At 31.2% G+C, this 17,505-nt stretch carries 12 protein-coding genes and 1 other annotated feature; of the genes, 9 read left to right on the plus strand and 3 right to left on the minus strand.

Features of this window, described 5'->3' with window-relative positions; genetic code table 11:
* The first annotated feature begins 17 nt into the window (after window positions 1-17).
* Both OCU55_RS14060 and OCU55_RS14065 read left to right on the plus strand, forming a co-directional pair.
* Window positions 18-749, plus strand: coding sequence for an ABC transporter ATP-binding protein (locus OCU55_RS14060; protein WP_261852943.1), 732 nt, complete (start codon window positions 18-20; stop codon window positions 747-749).
* Window positions 742-1,917: an ABC transporter permease gene (locus OCU55_RS14065; RefSeq protein ID WP_261852944.1), complete on the plus strand. Its 1,176-nt coding sequence runs from the start codon at window positions 742-744 to the stop codon at window positions 1,915-1,917. Before OCU55_RS14060 ends, OCU55_RS14065 begins: the two co-directional genes overlap by 8 nt.
* Before the next feature lie 287 nt (window positions 1,918-2,204).
* On the opposite strand, the gene OCU55_RS14070 is transcribed toward OCU55_RS14065, so the two are convergent.
* Window positions 2,205-3,479: an MFS transporter gene (locus tag OCU55_RS14070; protein ID WP_261852945.1), complete on the minus strand. Its 1,275-nt coding sequence runs from the start codon at window positions 3,477-3,479 to the stop codon at window positions 2,205-2,207.
* Between the two features lie 416 nt (window positions 3,480-3,895).
* Between OCU55_RS14070 and OCU55_RS14075 the strand changes: the two genes are divergently transcribed.
* Together OCU55_RS14075 and OCU55_RS14080 are read left to right on the plus strand one after the other, a co-directional pair.
* Entirely contained in the window at window positions 3,896-4,912 is a 1,017-nt protein-coding gene (locus OCU55_RS14075; RefSeq protein ID WP_261852946.1) for a phosphodiester glycosidase family protein, read from the plus strand.
* 10 nt (window positions 4,913-4,922) lie between these two features.
* Window positions 4,923-5,957 carry a hypothetical protein gene (locus OCU55_RS14080; RefSeq protein WP_261852947.1) on the plus strand — a complete coding sequence of 345 codons (1,035 nt, stop codon included), beginning with the start codon at window positions 4,923-4,925 and terminating at the stop codon, window positions 5,955-5,957.
* 239 nt (window positions 5,958-6,196) lie between these two features.
* On the opposite strand, the gene OCU55_RS14085 is transcribed toward OCU55_RS14080, so the two are convergent.
* Window positions 6,197-6,430, minus strand: a complete 234-nt coding sequence (locus OCU55_RS14085) for a DUF2164 domain-containing protein (protein ID WP_261852948.1) — start codon at window positions 6,428-6,430, stop codon at window positions 6,197-6,199.
* A gap of 493 nt (window positions 6,431-6,923) precedes the next feature.
* Between OCU55_RS14085 and hisS the strand changes: the two genes are divergently transcribed.
* The 3 genes from hisS to OCU55_RS14100 all read left to right on the plus strand — a co-directional run bounded on the left by hisS (window position 6,924) and on the right by OCU55_RS14100 (window position 10,922).
* Window positions 6,924-8,237: a histidine--tRNA ligase gene (hisS, locus tag OCU55_RS14090; protein WP_261852949.1), complete on the plus strand. Its 1,314-nt coding sequence runs from the start codon at window positions 6,924-6,926 to the stop codon at window positions 8,235-8,237.
* Window positions 8,238-8,440: 203 nt separating this feature from the next.
* Window positions 8,441-8,701 (plus strand) — a binding site (T-box leader).
* Between the two features lie 301 nt (window positions 8,702-9,002).
* Complete coding sequence (tyrS, locus tag OCU55_RS14095; protein ID WP_261853083.1) at window positions 9,003-10,214, plus strand: tyrosine--tRNA ligase; 1,212 nt, start codon at window positions 9,003-9,005, stop codon at window positions 10,212-10,214.
* Between the two features lie 84 nt (window positions 10,215-10,298).
* On the plus strand, window positions 10,299-10,922 hold the full coding sequence (locus OCU55_RS14100) for a DNA-3-methyladenine glycosylase (protein ID WP_261852950.1): 624 nt from the start codon (window positions 10,299-10,301) through the stop codon (window positions 10,920-10,922).
* Between the two features lie 271 nt (window positions 10,923-11,193).
* Here OCU55_RS14100 and OCU55_RS14105 read toward each other — a convergent pair whose 3' ends face one another.
* On the minus strand, window positions 11,194-11,712 hold the full coding sequence (locus OCU55_RS14105) for a hypothetical protein (RefSeq protein ID WP_261852951.1): 519 nt from the start codon (window positions 11,710-11,712) through the stop codon (window positions 11,194-11,196).
* A 1,179-nt stretch (window positions 11,713-12,891) separates the two neighbouring features.
* On the opposite strand from OCU55_RS14105, the gene carA reads away from it, so the two are divergent.
* Both carA and carB read left to right on the plus strand, forming a co-directional pair.
* Window positions 12,892-13,941, plus strand: coding sequence for a glutamine-hydrolyzing carbamoyl-phosphate synthase small subunit (gene carA / locus OCU55_RS14110; protein WP_261852952.1), 1,050 nt, complete (start codon window positions 12,892-12,894; stop codon window positions 13,939-13,941).
* Window positions 13,942-13,974: 33 nt separating this feature from the next.
* On the plus strand, window positions 13,975-17,184 hold the full coding sequence (carB, locus tag OCU55_RS14115; protein ID WP_261852953.1) for a carbamoyl-phosphate synthase large subunit: 3,210 nt from the start codon (window positions 13,975-13,977) through the stop codon (window positions 17,182-17,184).
* Window positions 17,185-17,505 lie beyond the last annotated feature (321 nt).

Below are 17,505 nucleotides of genomic sequence, written 5' to 3' on the forward strand. Positions count from 1 at the left end.
ATAGGGAGAGATGATATATGTTAGAGGTTAAGGAACTTACAAAAGAGTTCAAGAAAACAAAGGCTGTAAGTAAGCTTAGTTTTACAGTGAAGCCAGGTGAGATAGTAGGTCTTCTAGGTGAGAATGGTGCAGGTAAAACAACTACAATGAGGGTGGTATCTACATTGCTAAAACCTACAGATGGTACTGTGTTAGTAAACAGTTTCGATATAAATAAGGAGCCGGATAAGGTTAGAAAAGAAATAGGTATATTATTTGGAGGAGATGTAGGTCTTTATGATAGACTCACAGCAAGAGAAAATATGTCGTACTTCGCCAATCTTTATGGATTTAGCAAAGAGGAAGCTGATAAAAGAATAAATGAACTAGCTGATGAACTTGATATGAGAGAGTATATAGACAAAAGGGTTAGTAAGTTTTCTAGAGGTATGAAACAGAAGGTGTCTATTGCTAGAGCTATTGTCCATTCTCCGTCAATTATGCTATTTGATGAACCTACAACAGGTTTGGATGTAAGAGCTACTAGAATAATTCATAACTTCATAAAGAAGTGTAAAGTAGAAAATAAGACAATACTTTTTTCGAGCCATTCTATGAGAGAAGTTGAAAAGCTATGTGATAGAGTAGTTATAATAAACAAGGGACAGCTTGTAGAAGAAGGAACCATTGCTGATCTAAAGAAGAAATACAATAATGATGATTTAGAGGAAGTTTTTGTGGATCTTATAGGAGGTGAAAGAGATGAATAATTTCTTTTCTATATATAAAAAAGAACTAATAGATATTTTTAGAGACAGGAAAACAATTATATTTAGTATTCTTCTACCTATATTGATCTACCCAGTTATGTTTGGACTGGTCAACTATATGATGAAGGATATGCAAAGTGATATTGAGAAGAAGCTAGATCTAGGAATCAAGGGAAATAAAGACTCTGCTATAGTAAGTATACTGAAGCAGCAGAAGAATATTACTCTTCATTATGATGATAATTTGGACGAAAAACTTAAAAAGGGAGATGTATCTCTTATAATAGATATACCTAATGGGTTTGATCAAAATATTAATGATTTTAAGCCAACAACGTTGAAACTTGTATATGATAAGGATTCAAATAAATCATCTATGGCAGCTTCGAGCATAAGAGCTATTTTTGATAGCTATTATAAATCAATAGTAAATGCGAGAATAGAGAGTAAAGGTCTAGAGAAGAATTTCTTGAATCCCTTTGATATACAGCAGGTTACCGCTGAAAATGTAAAAGATTCAGATGAAGGCTTAGGAGCTGTAATGATAGGAATGCTTCCAACCTTCATAATAATATTTATGCTTACTCCTACTTTAACTATAGCTGCAGACTTTATTGCTGGAGAAAAAGAAAGAGGTACTTTTGAACCGCTACTTTCAACTTCAGTTAGTAGAATGTCTATAATGTGGGGGAAACTAGCTACCCTTGCCACAGTATCTATAATAGCTTTAGTTGCTAGTATGATAGCAATGGGAGGATCTTTGAAGTACAATTTTAAACTAGGCAGTGCCTTGAATGTGACTCCTAAGGCTTTAGTTTTAATAGCTGTATTCTCTGTATTTATACTAATATCAATATGTGCTGTGGAGATGGCTGTAAGTATATATGCTAAATCTATAAAAGAAGCTAATTCATTTTTAGGTGGAATAACTGCTCCGGTATTTATATTATCGTATATACCATTTATGATGGATGCTAAGACTGTTAAGTGGATGTACTTTAACATACCTATAGTAAATGTGGTGGTTCTGATGAAAGAATTTTTGGTTGGTATATTCAATACTCAGCATATATTAGTTGTAGCTGCTTGGCATGTGGTTTATGTTATTTTATCAATTCTTTTTGTAAAGATAATGTTCTCAAGAGAAGAAGTTATATTTAGAAGTTAATAAAGATTTCCTATGTCGAAACTTAATTTATACTTGTTCTAAAATCCCGGCTTCTGGGGATTCTCGGGCATGTATAAATTAATAGTTGAGTTAGAAACTATAGATGTACCACTTCGAACTGAAATCTATTTTTAAAACTCTCACGGTTTCTGGTGAGAGAATTTAAAAATAATATATTTTATTACGAAGTGGTACATCGATATATATTGTTTTTATAAAAAAGTTTGAGCTGAAGTTTGTATCAGCTCAAACTTTTTGTTTACTTTCTTTGCGTTAAAGTTTATTAGCTAATCAAGACCTTTAAGAGCTTTGTTTAAAGTCTGAGTCAAAGATAGAATAATTACTACTATACCTAAGGCGAAGAACAATACCTTAATGGAAACTACAGATGAAATCATACCAAAAATAAATGAGCCTAATGGTGTAGCACAAAGCATTAGCGCATTCATAATAGAAGCAACTCGAGAAAGATATTCTCTATCTATTTTAGTAAATAGCGATATTTGGAGAGGCATGTTAACTAAAATAGCCCCTAAGCCTAAAAAGAAACTATTAATAGCTAATGATGGATATAGTAAGTAGGCTGGAAGATGACCTAAGAGAGCGAAGATGGAGTAGGTTAATCCGACTATTGCAGTGCCTGATAAAAGCATGAATCTTCCACCTATCTTCTCTTTAATCTTAGGTATAAACAATACACCTAATGACATAGCTATAAGTATAGGAACCTCCATAAATGAAAGTACTTCTGAACCTCTGTTTAACACATCTTTTGCATAAGGCGCTTGGAAAGCATTAAATGGTGTCATAAAAACATTAACCAATGCACCAAAGATACATATGCTTAGCACAAAACCATCTTTAATTACATAAGAAAAACCTTCTTTTAAATCATTAAGATAAACTTTAGGACTATTATCTGTATTTTTCTTTAGATAATCAGTATACTTTAAAGTTAAAACTATAAATCCACAAATAAAGAATGTACCTGCGTCTATTAATATTGCTCCACCAACACCTAATATAGCGATAAATAATGGGGCGGCGGTAAGACCTATTATTTGAAGTGTGTTAGTTAAGGATGAGCTAAGTGAAGTACCTACATTAAATTTTTCTTTTGGGAGTATTAGTGGAGAGGCAGCAGTTGATGCTGGACCTCTAAAAGCTTCAAAAGATGAGTTGAAAAATGTAACTACATAAAGATGCCAAGCTCTGAGATTTCCAGTAATAAGAAGTAAAGCTATTAAGGATACACAGAGGCCTCTACCTAAGTCGCATATAGCCATTACATGTTTCTTTTTAAAATAGTTTGATGCTACTCCAGAAACCATGCCAAATAATAAGTTAGGTAAGCCATTTACTGCAAAAAGAGCAGCTACAAGTGCTGTAGAACCTGTTACTTGGTATACGAGCCATGAGAATGCAATTGTATCTATTCCGTCACCAAATCTGGAGACGCTGTTGGCAATGGTGTTTTTTAGAAATTGTTTTTCTGTTAGTAAGTCTTTATAACCTATCTTAATTTTTTCTTCTTGTAAAGATGTGTCTGTGTTTTGTTCCATTTACTTCTCCTTTCAATATAGAGTTTTATTTATTTTTCAATGATTAATATAAAAAATAACAAATTAAATATGAGTTAATAAGCCTTTTTATTAACAAATTAATAACTAATTGTTAAGATTGTAGCAAATATGGAATAATAATGCAAATTATATATATAACTAATATTAGCTCAGAATATTACTATGTACATTCAAATTACTTTGTTCTATACTTATTTGGTGATTGAAAGTTGAAAATATAAGCATATAACACATGGTTGCAAAATTCTATTTTGAATATAAGAAAAAATGTTAAGAATATAGTTAAAAGTAAAATATTTATTAAATTTTATATATGTAATTAAAATGTAATTAAACCTAAATGTTACTTTGGTATATTTAGAAAGTTGGATTCTTATGATGAAAGGACTGGTTTTATGAATAAGAAAAGAAGAAAGAAGAACAAGACTAAATTTTCATATAAGAAATTTGCTCTGTTTATTATTTATATAATAGGTTTTATGGTTATAACTTCACCTATATTATTGTTATTTGGACCTTATAGCGATGTTAGAAAGATGGTTTTGGGAACGGTGTTAGCAACAAGACATAGTTATCTAATAACTAAGTTTATACCTGATGCTACTATCAATGAAATGATGGATAAAACAGATAATGCAACTTCTGCTATGAAGGAAGATACAAGTTTGATAAAAATAAATAATACCTCTGGAAATGATATAACAAGGTATGATTTTCACACTGATAAATATGATGGATATATGCTAGAGATAAAAAATCCTAAGAAAGTTAAAGTAGCTATGACCAAGTATTTAGGTAAAGTTGGTGAAAAAACTAGTGAGCTTGCAAAAGATCATAATGCTATTGCCGCTATTAACGGTGGTGCATTTAGCGATCAAACACCTGATGGCAAGATGTATGAAGGAACAGGGGCTGTACCTGGTGGTTTTGTAATTTCTGAAGGAAAAGTAATATATCCAAAAGAAAATATAGATTATAAAAATCCTATAAGCTCAATTGCAATAACTAAAAATGGTGTGCTTCTGGTCGGAAGTTACAGTATAAATGATTTAAAAAGTCTTAATGTAAATGAAGCTATGTGTTTTGATAAAGTCCCACTTATAGTTAATGGTGAAAGACAAATAAAGGCTAAAAATAAACTTGAAGATGGCTTTAATCCTAGAACTGCTATAGGTCAGAAAAAGGATGGAACTATATTACTTCTTGTTATAGATGGAAGAAAAAGTGTTAGCAAAATAGGAGCAACCTTATATGATGTTCAAGAAATAATGATGTCTAGAGGAGCTGTAAATGCTGGAAAGCTTGATGGTGGATATTCAAGTACTATGTACTATGATGGAGAAGTTATCAACTCACCTAATGTTTGGTCTGGTGAGAGAAAGGTAGCCACAGCTTTCTATGTGGAGAAATAGGTGATTGATTATGAAGAAACTTAGAGTGTTTTTACTATGGACTGCTATTGCTCTGATAATACAAAATGGAGTGTTTTTATATTTCGAAAAGGTATATCTTGGCGGAGATACTACTGTTAAGGCTGAAAAAGTAGAAAAGAAGAAAATCAGTAATATGAAAGATATAAATATTCCTAGTGATGCTACAGATATCAAGATGTCTCATGATGGCACCTATATTGCATTCATGGAAGATGGATCTTTAAAAGTAGGGGATAGGACTAAAGGAGATATAAAGACTGTCAAATTAGAAGAAAGCATGGAAGTTAATTATACTAAATGGGTAACTGATGGAGATTTTCTAATAATAGCGGAGAAGACAAAGTTTTCTAAGAATAAGCCTTATATAGATATTCATAAATATGATGCTTCTAGAGATGAAAAGGTTGAGCTTACTGACTTGGATTTGAAAAAAGATATAATTAACTTATCTAGTAGTAAGGATAATGTTGAAGATATGGCATTTGCTACTTCTTCTAATGTAATGTATTTTAAGATAGGAAAATCATCTAATAGATCTGATATATATAAAATAAATGTTATGTCCCAAATGGAAAAGGTTAAGTCTAATCTTGTTGGAATAGGTGCAATAGATATTGATCCAGTAAATGCTAACTTGCTTTATGAGCAAACGAATATGGTGAAGCTTAATACAGGGACTAAGCAAACTAAAATTAAAAATTTAAGTGACGGAATTATAATAGGACATAGTGATAATTCAGTGTTTATAGGTAAGGGAAAAGCTGGTGAAATAGACGAAATAATCTATGGTGATGCTGATAAATCAGTAAGTGAGTGGCAAAAGATTAAGTTAGACTCTAAAGTAGATAAAAAGGATATATTCGTAACTGCTGGAGGTAGAGTGTTTATAAAAAGTTTAAATAAAAACTTAACAGATGCTGTTACTAAAAAGACTATCAAATATGAAGGTACTTTGTTGGATGTAAATGATAAAGGGATTCTTTCTAGTGTTGACGGAAAGTCTAAGATAATAGACGTTGAATAATAATTTGATAAGATAATTTAAAACGCTACAAAACTATCGATTGGCTTTAGTTTTGTATGGCTATACAGTAAAAATAAAACTTGTTCGCCTGCCAAGTTTTCCTCATATGAATTGGGAAAGGTAGATGCGTTAAAAAAATCTCGCTGAAGAAGGTCGCTTCAGCGAGATTTTTATTTCCTGGAAATAGATAATTTTTATAATGGTAAGTTTTATAGCAAGTAATATAGATGAATTTACGATTACTTTTGAAGTCCCAGCATATCTTCAGTTCTTTCGCTCATATATCTATAGGCATCGTTAATTCCTTGATTATAGAATTCGGAAGATAACTCTTCGACGATGAAATCTAATACTGCAGATGCAGCTAGGTTCCCGATTTCTTCATCTCTTTCATTATAGAAAAATTCTTGAATAGATGAAATCATAGAGTCTCTTGCTTCTTTGCTTATTGTGATTTTCTTTTCTTTTCTCAAAGTTAGGTTCTCCTTTAAAATAAAAATATATTGGATATAGTGTTGTTTTATAGATGTACCACCTGGTAATAAACTTATAAATGAACATTAGTTTATTATAATATTTAAAATATGATTTTATTGCTGATCATTTTTAATGAAGTCTGTATATAATTATAAGATATTGATTATTATAGAATCAATAAAAGATTGATATTCTAAGATTAAATAATTTTATAATAACTTGAATATTAAATTCTAATATGTTAAGATAATGGAAATTAAGTTTGGAGATAGTGATTTATGATTAATATAAGTTTTAATTCACAAGTAAAACTACATTACCATAGATAGAAGACTTGTTCTTGGTTAAAAAACCACAGATACAGGTCTAATCTTGTTGAGGATTTTGTATCTATGGTGCTTGAGGGATAAATAGTACACCCACCTAGGTATAAATCCTTAGTGGGTGTTTTTGTTTTCCAAATAAATAATATCAACAGGAGGAGAAGAAATGGAGAAAAAATTTGTTAAACCATCTATATTACCTGGGTTCATGGAGCTGACTCCAAGGGATCAAATTGATTTTAATTCTATGCTTGAGACAATAAAGAAGAATTATGAGAAATACGGATTTGCGCCAATGGATACTCCAATTATGGAGAAAAGTGAGGTTTTGCTTGCTAAAGGCGGAGGTGAAACAGAAAAGCAAATATATAGATTTAACAAAGGGGATACTGATATATCTTTACGTTTTGATCTTACAGTTCCTTTTGCTAGGTTTGTAGCACAACACATGGGTGAATTAAATTTCCCTTTTAGAAGATATCAGATAGGGAAGGTTTATAGGGGAGAAAGAAATCAGAAGGGAAGATTTAGAGAGTTCTACCAATGTGATATAGATATAATAGGCAATGGAAAGTTAAGTATAGTAAATGATGCTGAAATTCCAGCAGTTATATATTCCATATTTAAAGAATTAGGCTTTGAAAACTTTAAGATAAGAATAAACAACAGGAAGATATTAAATGGTTTCTTTAGTTCTTTAGGGATAGCCGAGGCTGGTGATGTTCTAAGAGTAATAGATAAACTAGATAAAATTGGAGAAGAAAGTGTACGAAATGAGCTTTTAAATATTCTAAATGAAGAACAAGCTACTTCAATAATGAAATTTATAATGCTTTCAGGAAATAACAGTGAACTTATTAACTCTTTAGAGCAGCTTGGTGTAGAAGATGAAGTATTCTTAGATGGATTGAAGGAATTAAAGGCAGTAATAGAATATATAGGTTGCTTTGGCGTGCCAGAAAAAAATTATATAATTGACTTAAAAATTGCAAGAGGATTAGATTATTATACTGGAACTGTGTATGAAACTATATTAGATGATTATCCTTCTATTGGTTCAGTGTGTTCTGGAGGCAGATATGAAAATCTAGCAGAGTATTATACAAATCAGAAACTCCCTGGAGTTGGGATATCTATAGGTTTAACTAGATTGTTCTATCAACTAAGAGAAGCAAATCTATTAAAGTCTAAGGGTAGAGAAACTCTTTGTGATGTTATTATAATACCGATGAATGATGACTTGAATTATGCTCTAGAAACAGCAAATAAATTAAGAAGTGCAGGTATCGTAACTCAATTTTATTTTGAAGGGGGAAAGCTTCAAAAGAAGATGAATTATGCGAATAAATTAGGAATTCCTTATGTAATATTAATAGGGGATGACGAGGTAAAGGATAATATATTGACTGTAAAGTCAATGCTTTCTGGAGAGCAAGCTAAAAAGTCTATTGATGAAGTTATAGAGGAATTGAAAAAGTAAACAATAAAAGACGCTAAAAAGAAAAATTCTTATATTGTTATAATCATATAATTTTAAAAAGAAAAATTTAAATGTTTATATATTTATATAAATATATAGTGTTAATGCGGCCTGAGGAGGTCGTATAAAACTTTTTATGTAAGTTATTCAAAAAATTAGTTGAATAAATTTGCATGCTTGAGTATAATATATAAAAAAATATAAAAAAGGCTATGAGTAGAAAGAGTAAAAATATATTTCTTTTTAAGAGAGCTTCTGGGTGGTGTGAAGAAGCAAAGAATTTATTTTGAATACATCTATGAGCTGAACACCAAATCCTTATAAGGTAGTAGGCTGTTTTCCCTATCCTGCACAGGTTATAGTGCTAGAGTATCGTGTTGTTGACATCGTACTCGAAAAGGTTATTGTCGTAAGGCATTAATAAATTGAGGTGGTACCGCGAAGTCTATACTCTCGTCCTCTAGAGCAATCTAGATGACGGGAGTTTTTTTATTTACCAACTAATGTTATAAGGTTATTCTGCAGGTAATCTTATAAATTACACTAAGCTAAGCGGTACGTTTAAATATGGATAGCTTTATCTAATATGAAGCCTCATATTGTAGTGAAACATCATCGTTAAAATTGGATTTGAATAAACTTAAAAAAAATTAAATAAATTTTAATTTAGGAGGTGTAGTTAAGAATAGGTTGGTTCTTTTTATAGTAAAGAATAAATTGCAAATTATGAGAAAGAGCAGACTTGTTGAACTTAACTTTATAAATATGATAAGTGTAGAAGAGCAAATAAAAATAATTTCCAAAGGTGCAGACGAGATTATAAGCTTAGTTGATTTGAGACAAAAGCTAGAAAAGTCAATAAAAGAAAATAAGCCATTAGTAATCAAACTTGGTCTTGATCCATCAGCTCCAGATATACATCTTGGGCATGCGGTTGTGTTAAGAAAGATAAGACAAATGCAAGAACTTGGGCATGAAGCAGTTATAGTTTTAGGGGATTTTACAGGAATGATAGGTGATCCAACGGGAAAATCAAAAACTAGAAAGCAATTGTCTAAGGCGCAGGTTATAGAAAATGCGAAAACTTATGAAGAGCAAATATTTAAGATATTAGATAGAGAGAAGACAAAAGTTAGATTTAATAGCGAATGGCTTTCGAAGTTGAATTTTGAAGATGTGTTAAATCTAGCAGCAAAATCAACAGTGGCTAGAATGCTTGAAAGAGATGACTTTAAAAAGAGATTTGAAAGTAATCAAAGCATTTCTATTCATGAGTTTTTCTATCCTTTAATGCAAGCTTATGATTCTGTAAGTTTAAAAGCAGATATTGAACTAGGTGGCACAGACCAAAGATTCAATATACTGATGGGTAGAACTCTTCAAAGAGATTTTGATATGGAAAGTCAGATTGCTATATTTATGCCTTTACTTGAAGGTGTAGATGGAAAAGAAAAGATGAGTAAAAGCTTGGGGAATTATATCGGTATAAATGAAAATGCTAAAGATATATTTGGAAAGACCATGTCTATACCAGATGAAAATATCGTTAAATACTTTGAACTAGCTACTGATATACATCCAGATAAAATAGATGAAATTAGAAGTAAATTAAATTGTGGGAAGGTAAATCCTAGAGATGTAAAGATAAGCTTGGCTAAGGAATTGGTTAGATTATACCATGGAGAAAAAGCCGCTACACAAGAAGAACAGGAATTCATAAATATATTTCAGAAAAAAAGTATTCCTAAAGATATAGAAGAACTTCAAGTTAATGCTGAATTGTTAGAGAAAGATTTAATATCATTTTTATTTGAGAAAGGCTTATGTAAGAGTAAGAATGATGCAAAAAGACTTGTAACTGGTGGAGGAGTAAAGATAAATGGAGAGAAGGTTATTAATAGCTTAGAGGTTTCGTTAAGGGATGGTGATATAATTCAAATCGGTAAGTTAAGATTTGTAAAAGTAAAACTTATATAATATTTGCTTGATTATAGGGAATAATTAATCATAAAGTTTATATTTTTAAAGACATAATTCTAATTGAACCAATGGGAGAGTATCATGAGGATAAGCAAAGATTTTTATGCAAGAGATGTAATCACAGTATCTAAGGATCTTCTAGGGAAAGTTTTAGTAAGGAAGGTAGGAGAAACGTTTCTAAGGGGAATAATAGTTGAAACTGAGGCGTATATCGGAGCTATAGATAAGGCTTCCCATGCATATGGTGGTAAAATGACAGAGAGAGTTAAACCTCTATACGGGCCGCCTGGAATTGTATATGTTTTTTCTATATATGGAATGTACCATTGTTTTAATATAATTACAAAAGAAGAAGGAACTGCAGAGGGTGTACTCATAAGAGCAATAGAACCTATAGATGGTATTGAAGAAATGGCTAAAAGGAGATTTGATAAAACAATAGATTCTTTGACTAATACTCAAATGAAGGCTCTTACCAATGGTCCATCAAAATTATGTATTGCTTTTGCAATAAATAAGCAAGATAACTGGATAGATATGACTGAAAGCGAAGATTTATATTTAGAAGAGCCATCGAATAACAAGAGTATATCAGATGAAGATATCGTTGAAACCACTAGAGTAGGTATAGATTATGCAGAAGAAGCTGTGCATTTTCCTTGGAGATTCTATATCAAGGATAATAAATGGGTTTCTAAAAAGTGATGTTTTATCCGTATCTTTAAGTTAATCTGGTAGATAAGTTGATTGAAAATATAAATATGTTGGTGATTATATGAGTCCTATAATTATTTTTGATAAGAGAACAGGATATATATTTTATTGTCAAGGTATAGAAGACATGGAATGGATATTTGTATAAAGATATTTTTTTATTGGAATGATTGAAAAGTTAAAGTTAAATCTGTATATCTAAGAATGATAAGTAACTAATAGTTATAAGGAGAAGAATATCTATTCTTCTCCTTATAACTATCTAATAGCATATAAATGTATCTATTCTTCTTATGTCTATTCCGAAATATACCCATCTATAGAACATCCATCTCCATCCAGAAACTGAGTAGCGATCTACTGATGTCAGGTAAGCCCAATAAGATCTTCCGTTATTTTGCCATATATAAGTATATTTAAATAAGCAAGGACGTATGGAAATTGGACTTACTGCTTTTACATTGCCTCCTCCAGTTTGAGGTCCACCAAAAGCTTGAGGTCCTTCAGGATATTGTGAGCCTGCAAGAACTTTAGCTTTAGGGTCATTCTTTGAAGGATTGAATGAAGGAGGAGGAGCCATTGGGGGGGTATTTACTGGAGCTGGAGGTGGAGTTGGTCTATCAGAGGGGCCTCTCATATCCTCTTCTAAGCTCTCATATATTGGAGCATAAGTAAAACTAACATCTACTTCATATTCTCCAACTTCGTCTATACTGCTTCCATCGTCATAAAATCTAAAGTGACTATTTGGATTGAAGTAATCATTATTAAAGAAATCCATCTTGATCTCCCTTTAAAAATTTATCTCTTTATAAGAATATGAAATTTATACTACTTAAGTTACACAATATTAAAAAAACCAGTTAGCTTATTAGTATATATAGATAAGTTACTGATAATTGAAATTTATCCAAATAAGGCTTCATAGAACTATCGAAATCTTTATTTGGAATCTAACGACTGAAGTTGTTAATCTATAGGCTAAATTAATAAGTATAAAAGTATTAATTTATACCATATTACAGTGATGTTTTTAATAGGTATTAAGACAATATACTTAACTTAATTGGAAAAATAAATATTATTTTTATATACAAAGTGCACAAACATAAAATTAAATGCATAAATATACAATAATGCTTTGTCTTTGTTGAAAAGAACTTTGTTTGTATGATAATAATCACATTGACAAAATGCTTGCTATAGATAATAATATAATGGACTCAATAGGACAAAAAGAGTACAAGGTAAGTTATTTTAACTTACAAATACCTATAGGCAAGGTATAATATTGTTAATGGTTAAAGATTACCCTTTTGGGTAATCTTTAATCATTTCAACAAAAATAAAAACTTTATTTCTTGACATAGACTATAGGTTAAACTAGAATAGATATTAATAACAAATAATAAGGTAGATAATACACTTTAAATTGGTCCAGAGAGGCCAGAAAGGGGTATGATTATATGGCATACGTTTTTTGTCATGAAATTAAACAAATAGCTTTGATTATAATTGAATATCCTGCTGAATATATAGGGTATCTAAGAGATTAGTATTTTTTATTAATCTCTTAGATATCCTTTTGTTTTGTTTAAATAGGATAAGCTTATACAATATTTGTTTCCTAAATATCAGGTAGTATAAACTTAATGGCTGATTGATCTAAAATAATGCTGCAATTTTTGGATATAGATAGATTGAGTTTTATATAGTGATCTTTAACGGTAGGCAAAAGAAGTAAGGCTTATAGAAATGTTAAAAATATATTTAAAACAGATTCCTATAGAGCAAAGCAAAATTATACAGTTACTATCAGAATAAATCATAAAATACATGAATAAATTGTTATTGACGAATATTTATGCAATATGATTTAATAAATATACATGAATAAGTTCGGCAGGAACCTCACTTGTATAAGTGTATTTTCCCTAAAGGATTATAAGGAGGACTATTAATGAAAGCAAAGCTTATATTGGAAAATGGTATTGTTTTTGAAGGAAAAGCTTTTGGATATCTAAAAGAAAGTGTTGGAGAGGTAGTATTTAATACTGGAATGACAGGGTATCAAGAAGTGCTTACAGATCCATCGTATTATGGACAGATAGTTACTATGACTTATCCTTTGATCGGAAACTACGGAATAAATCTTGAAGATATGGAGTCTTCTTATCCTAAGGTTAAAGGATTTATTGTAAGAGAAAAATGTGATTCACCAAGTAATTTTAGATGTGAGTTAGAAATAGAAACTTTTTTAAATAATAATAAAATAATTGGACTTGAAGGAATAGATACAAGAGCTCTTACTAAAATATTAAGAGAAAATGGAACAATGAAGGGTGTAATAACACTAGATGAAATCTCTTCAGAAGAGGCTATGAAGAAAACAGAGCTTTATTCAAATAAAGATGCAGTTTTTAATGTTACAACAAGTGAAACTTATGAATTTTATGGAAGCGGAAAACATATAGCTATAATGGATTTTGGTGTTAAACAAAATATAATAAATAGCTTTGTGAAAAGAAATTGCAGAGTAACAATTTTTCCGGCAACTACTTCTGCAGAAGAAGTATTAAATGTTAATCCAGATCTTGTGTTTTTATCAAATGGACCTGGAGATCCAGAAGATTTATCAGATATAGTAGAGAATGTTAAAAACATTGTTGGAAAGAAACCTATAGTAGGTATATGTCTTGGACACCAGATATTAGCTCTAAGTCTTGGAGGAAAAACTAAGAAACTTAAATTTGGACATAGAGGATGCAATCATCCGGTAAAAGATATTGATAGAAATAGAGTCTATATCACTTCTCAAAACCATGGTTATTATGTGGATGTACTGCCAAAAGACGTAAGGGCAACTCATATAAGTGTGAATGATGGAACTATAGAGGGTATGAAACATGAAGTTTTACCTATTTTTTCTGTACAATTCCATCCTGAAGCTAGTCCAGGACCAAAAGATAGTGACTATATATTCGATGAGTTCATAAAATTTGCAGAGTAACTATTAGTATAGAACACTTAGGAGGTAGCCATTATGCCAATTAGAAAAGATATTAAAAAAGTATTAGTAATAGGTTCAGGCCCGATAGTAATAGGTCAGGCAGCAGAATTTGATTACTCAGGAACTCAAGCTTGTCAAGCACTTAAAGAAGAAGGAATAGAAGTAGTTCTAATAAATTCTAATCCTGCAACTATAATGACGGATGCTGAAGTTGCAGATAAGGTGTATTTAGAACCGCTGACTATAGAATTTGTTGAGAAAGTTATAGCTGAAGAGAGACCTGACAGTCTTTTAGCAGGAATGGGCGGACAAACAGGCTTAAACTTAGCTGTTGAACTTTATGATAAAGGAATACTAGATAAGTACAATGTAAAAGTTATAGGTACCTCTGTCGAAGGTATAAAAGAAGGAGAAGACAGAGAGTTATTTAGAGCGATGATGCATAGAATAGGCCAGCCTGTTATAAAGAGTGAGATAATAACAGACTTAGAAGCTGGGAAGGAATTTGCTAAGACCATAGGTTATCCTGTAATAGTAAGACCAGCATATACACTAGGGGGAACTGGTGGTGGAATAGCTGATAATGAAGAACAGTTGGAAGAAATTCTGTCATCAGGATTGCAGTTAAGCTCTATAGGTCAAGTATTACTTGAAAAGAGTGTAAAGGGATGGAAAGAAGTAGAATATGAAGTAATGAGAGATAGCTTTGGAAATTGTATAACAGTATGTAATATGGAAAATATTGATCCTGTGGGAATACATACTGGTGATAGTATAGTTGTAGCTCCTAGTCAAACTTTATCTGATAAAGAGTACCAAATGCTTAGAAGTGCTTCTATAGATATAATAAATGCAGTAGGAATAGAAGGTGGGTGCAATGTTCAGTTTGCGCTTAACCCAATGTCCTTTGAATACGCAGTAATTGAAATAAATCCTAGAGTTTCAAGATCATCAGCATTAGCTTCTAAGGCAACCGGATATCCAATTGCAAAGGTTGCTGCGAAGCTAGCATTAGGTTATGCCCTTGATGAGATAAAAAATGCGGTAACTCAAAAAACCTATGCATGCTTTGAACCTTCTTTAGATTATGTAGTTGTTAAGATACCTAAATGGCCATTTGATAAGTTCAAAAGTGCTGATAGAGCTTTAGGAACTAAGATGATGGCTACGGGAGAAATAATGGCTATAGGAAGTGATTTCGAATCAGCTTTTCTTAAGGGAATAAGATCTTTAGAAATAGGAAGATACTCCTTAGAGTTTAAAAAGTTTAGAGATCTTTCTATGAAGGATTTGAAAGAGATGGTAATAACACCTGATGATGAAAGAATTTTTGCTCTAGCAGAAATGCTTAGAAGAAATTATAGGATGGATAAAATTGTTGAGATAACAGGAGTTGATTTATTCTTCTTAGAAAAATTCAAGTGGATGGTTGATGAAGAGCAAAAATTAAGAATCTCTAAAATAGGTGATTTAGATAAGGAATGGTTATATAAACTTAAGAGGAAGGGTTTCTCTGATAAAGGTATTGCAGATCTTCTAGAAGTTTCGCCAGATGATATTTATAGATTAAGAGATATATGGAGTATAAAACCTGTATATAAGATGGTTGATACCTGTGGTGGCGAGTTTGAAGCCTTATCTCCATACTATTATTCAACTTATGAGACTTATGATGAAGTGGAAGTAAGTGATAGAAGAAAGGTTATGGTAATAGGATCTGGACCTATAAGAATAGGACAGGGAATAGAATTTGACTACGCATCAGTTCATTGCGTAAAATCACTTAGAAATCTTGGGATAGAAACAATAATAGTAAATAATAATCCTGAAACTGTAAGTACAGATTTTAATATATCGGATAAATTATATTTTGAACCATTAACAGAAGAAGATGTATTTAATATAATTGAAAAAGAAAAACCAGAAGGTGTAATACTTCAATTTGGTGGGCAAACATCTATAAAGCTTGCAAAATTCCTTAAAGAAAAAAATATAAAGACATTAGGAACCACAGCAGATCAGATTGATTTAGCTGAAGATAGAGAAAAATTTGACGCTTTACTTGAAGAATTAGATATATTTAGGCCTAAAGGAAAAGGGATTTGGAGTATTGAAGAAGGGGTAAATGAAGCAAGAGAGCTTGGATTCCCTGTGCTTGTAAGACCTTCGTATGTACTTGGTGGTCAAGGTATGGAAATAACTCATGATGAAGAAGAGCTGAAGTTCTATTTAAACAATGCATTTGAAAAAGATAGAAAGAATCCTATACTAATAGATAAATATCTTATGGGAAGAGAAATAGAAGTTGATGCTATATCTGATGGTGAAGATGTTCTTATACCAGGAATAATGGAACATCTAGAAAGAGCTGGGGTACACTCAGGTGACAGTATAACAATCTACCCAAGCCAAAATTTGAGTCAAGATATAAAAGATAAGGTGTTAGAATACACTAATAAGCTTGCTCTTGCTATAGGTATAAAAGGGATGATAAATATACAGTTTATAGAGTTTAAGGGTGAGCTATATGTAATAGAAGTTAATCCAAGAGCTTCAAGAACAGTTCCTTATATAAGTAAAGTTAGTGGAGTCCCTATAGTGGATATAGCTACTAGAATAATGCTTGGAGCTAAACTTAAGGATTTAGGTTATGGAACTGGTGTATACAAAGAGCCAAGTTTAATATCTGTAAAGGTACCAGTATTCTCCACTCAAAAGCTTCCAAAGGTTGAAGTTTCTCTAGGGCCAGAAATGAGATCTACTGGGGAAGTATTGGGAGTAGGTAGAACTCTAGAGGAAGCTTTATACAAAGGTTTTGTAGGGGCGTATATGTATACTCTAAGTAAGAAAAAGGGTACTGTACTTGCTACTATAAATAAGCATGATAAAGAAGAATTCCTTCCAATAGCAAAAGCACTTTCTGATGTTGGATATGATTTTATAGCTACCTCAGGTACTGCTGAACTTTTAAGGGCTGCAGGTATAGATGCTAAAGAAGTTAGAAAGCTAAATGAAAATCATCCTAATATAATAGATATTATAAAGAATAAAGAGGTTGATTTAGTTATAAACACACCAACTAAGGGTAATGATTCTAAGAGAGATGGCTTCCATATAAGAAGAGCAGCTATAGAAAGAAATATAGGAGTTATTACAGCTCTTGATACTTTTAATGCTCTAGTAAAGGTTAAAACAAGTAAAATTGAAGAGAGAGATCTTGAAGTGTTCAACATGACAAAATAATACTTGCTACAATAAGGCTGTTTTAAGCTAAGGCTATTATAGTGAAACATCTAGGTTACTTCAATGTTGTTTATTTAATAAAATGACATTGAGGATACCTAGATGTTTTTTTTGTAAAATGTTTGTTTTACAATATTCTTTAAAATTCAACATAGAGTGTGTGAAATATATGGAATAATATGTTGAAAAATATAAATTAATATATTGACATATGAACGCATGTTCGCTACAATATAATCAAACGTATGTTCGAGAAAAATAATGCATAAAATTGTGTACAAGCTCATATGATTAGGTAAGGATGAAAAAGGGAGGAATTAT

The sequence above is a fragment of the Clostridium folliculivorans genome (assembly GCF_024341905.1).
GTDB classification, from domain to species: domain Bacteria; phylum Bacillota; class Clostridia; order Clostridiales; family Clostridiaceae; genus Clostridium_AR; species Clostridium_AR folliculivorans.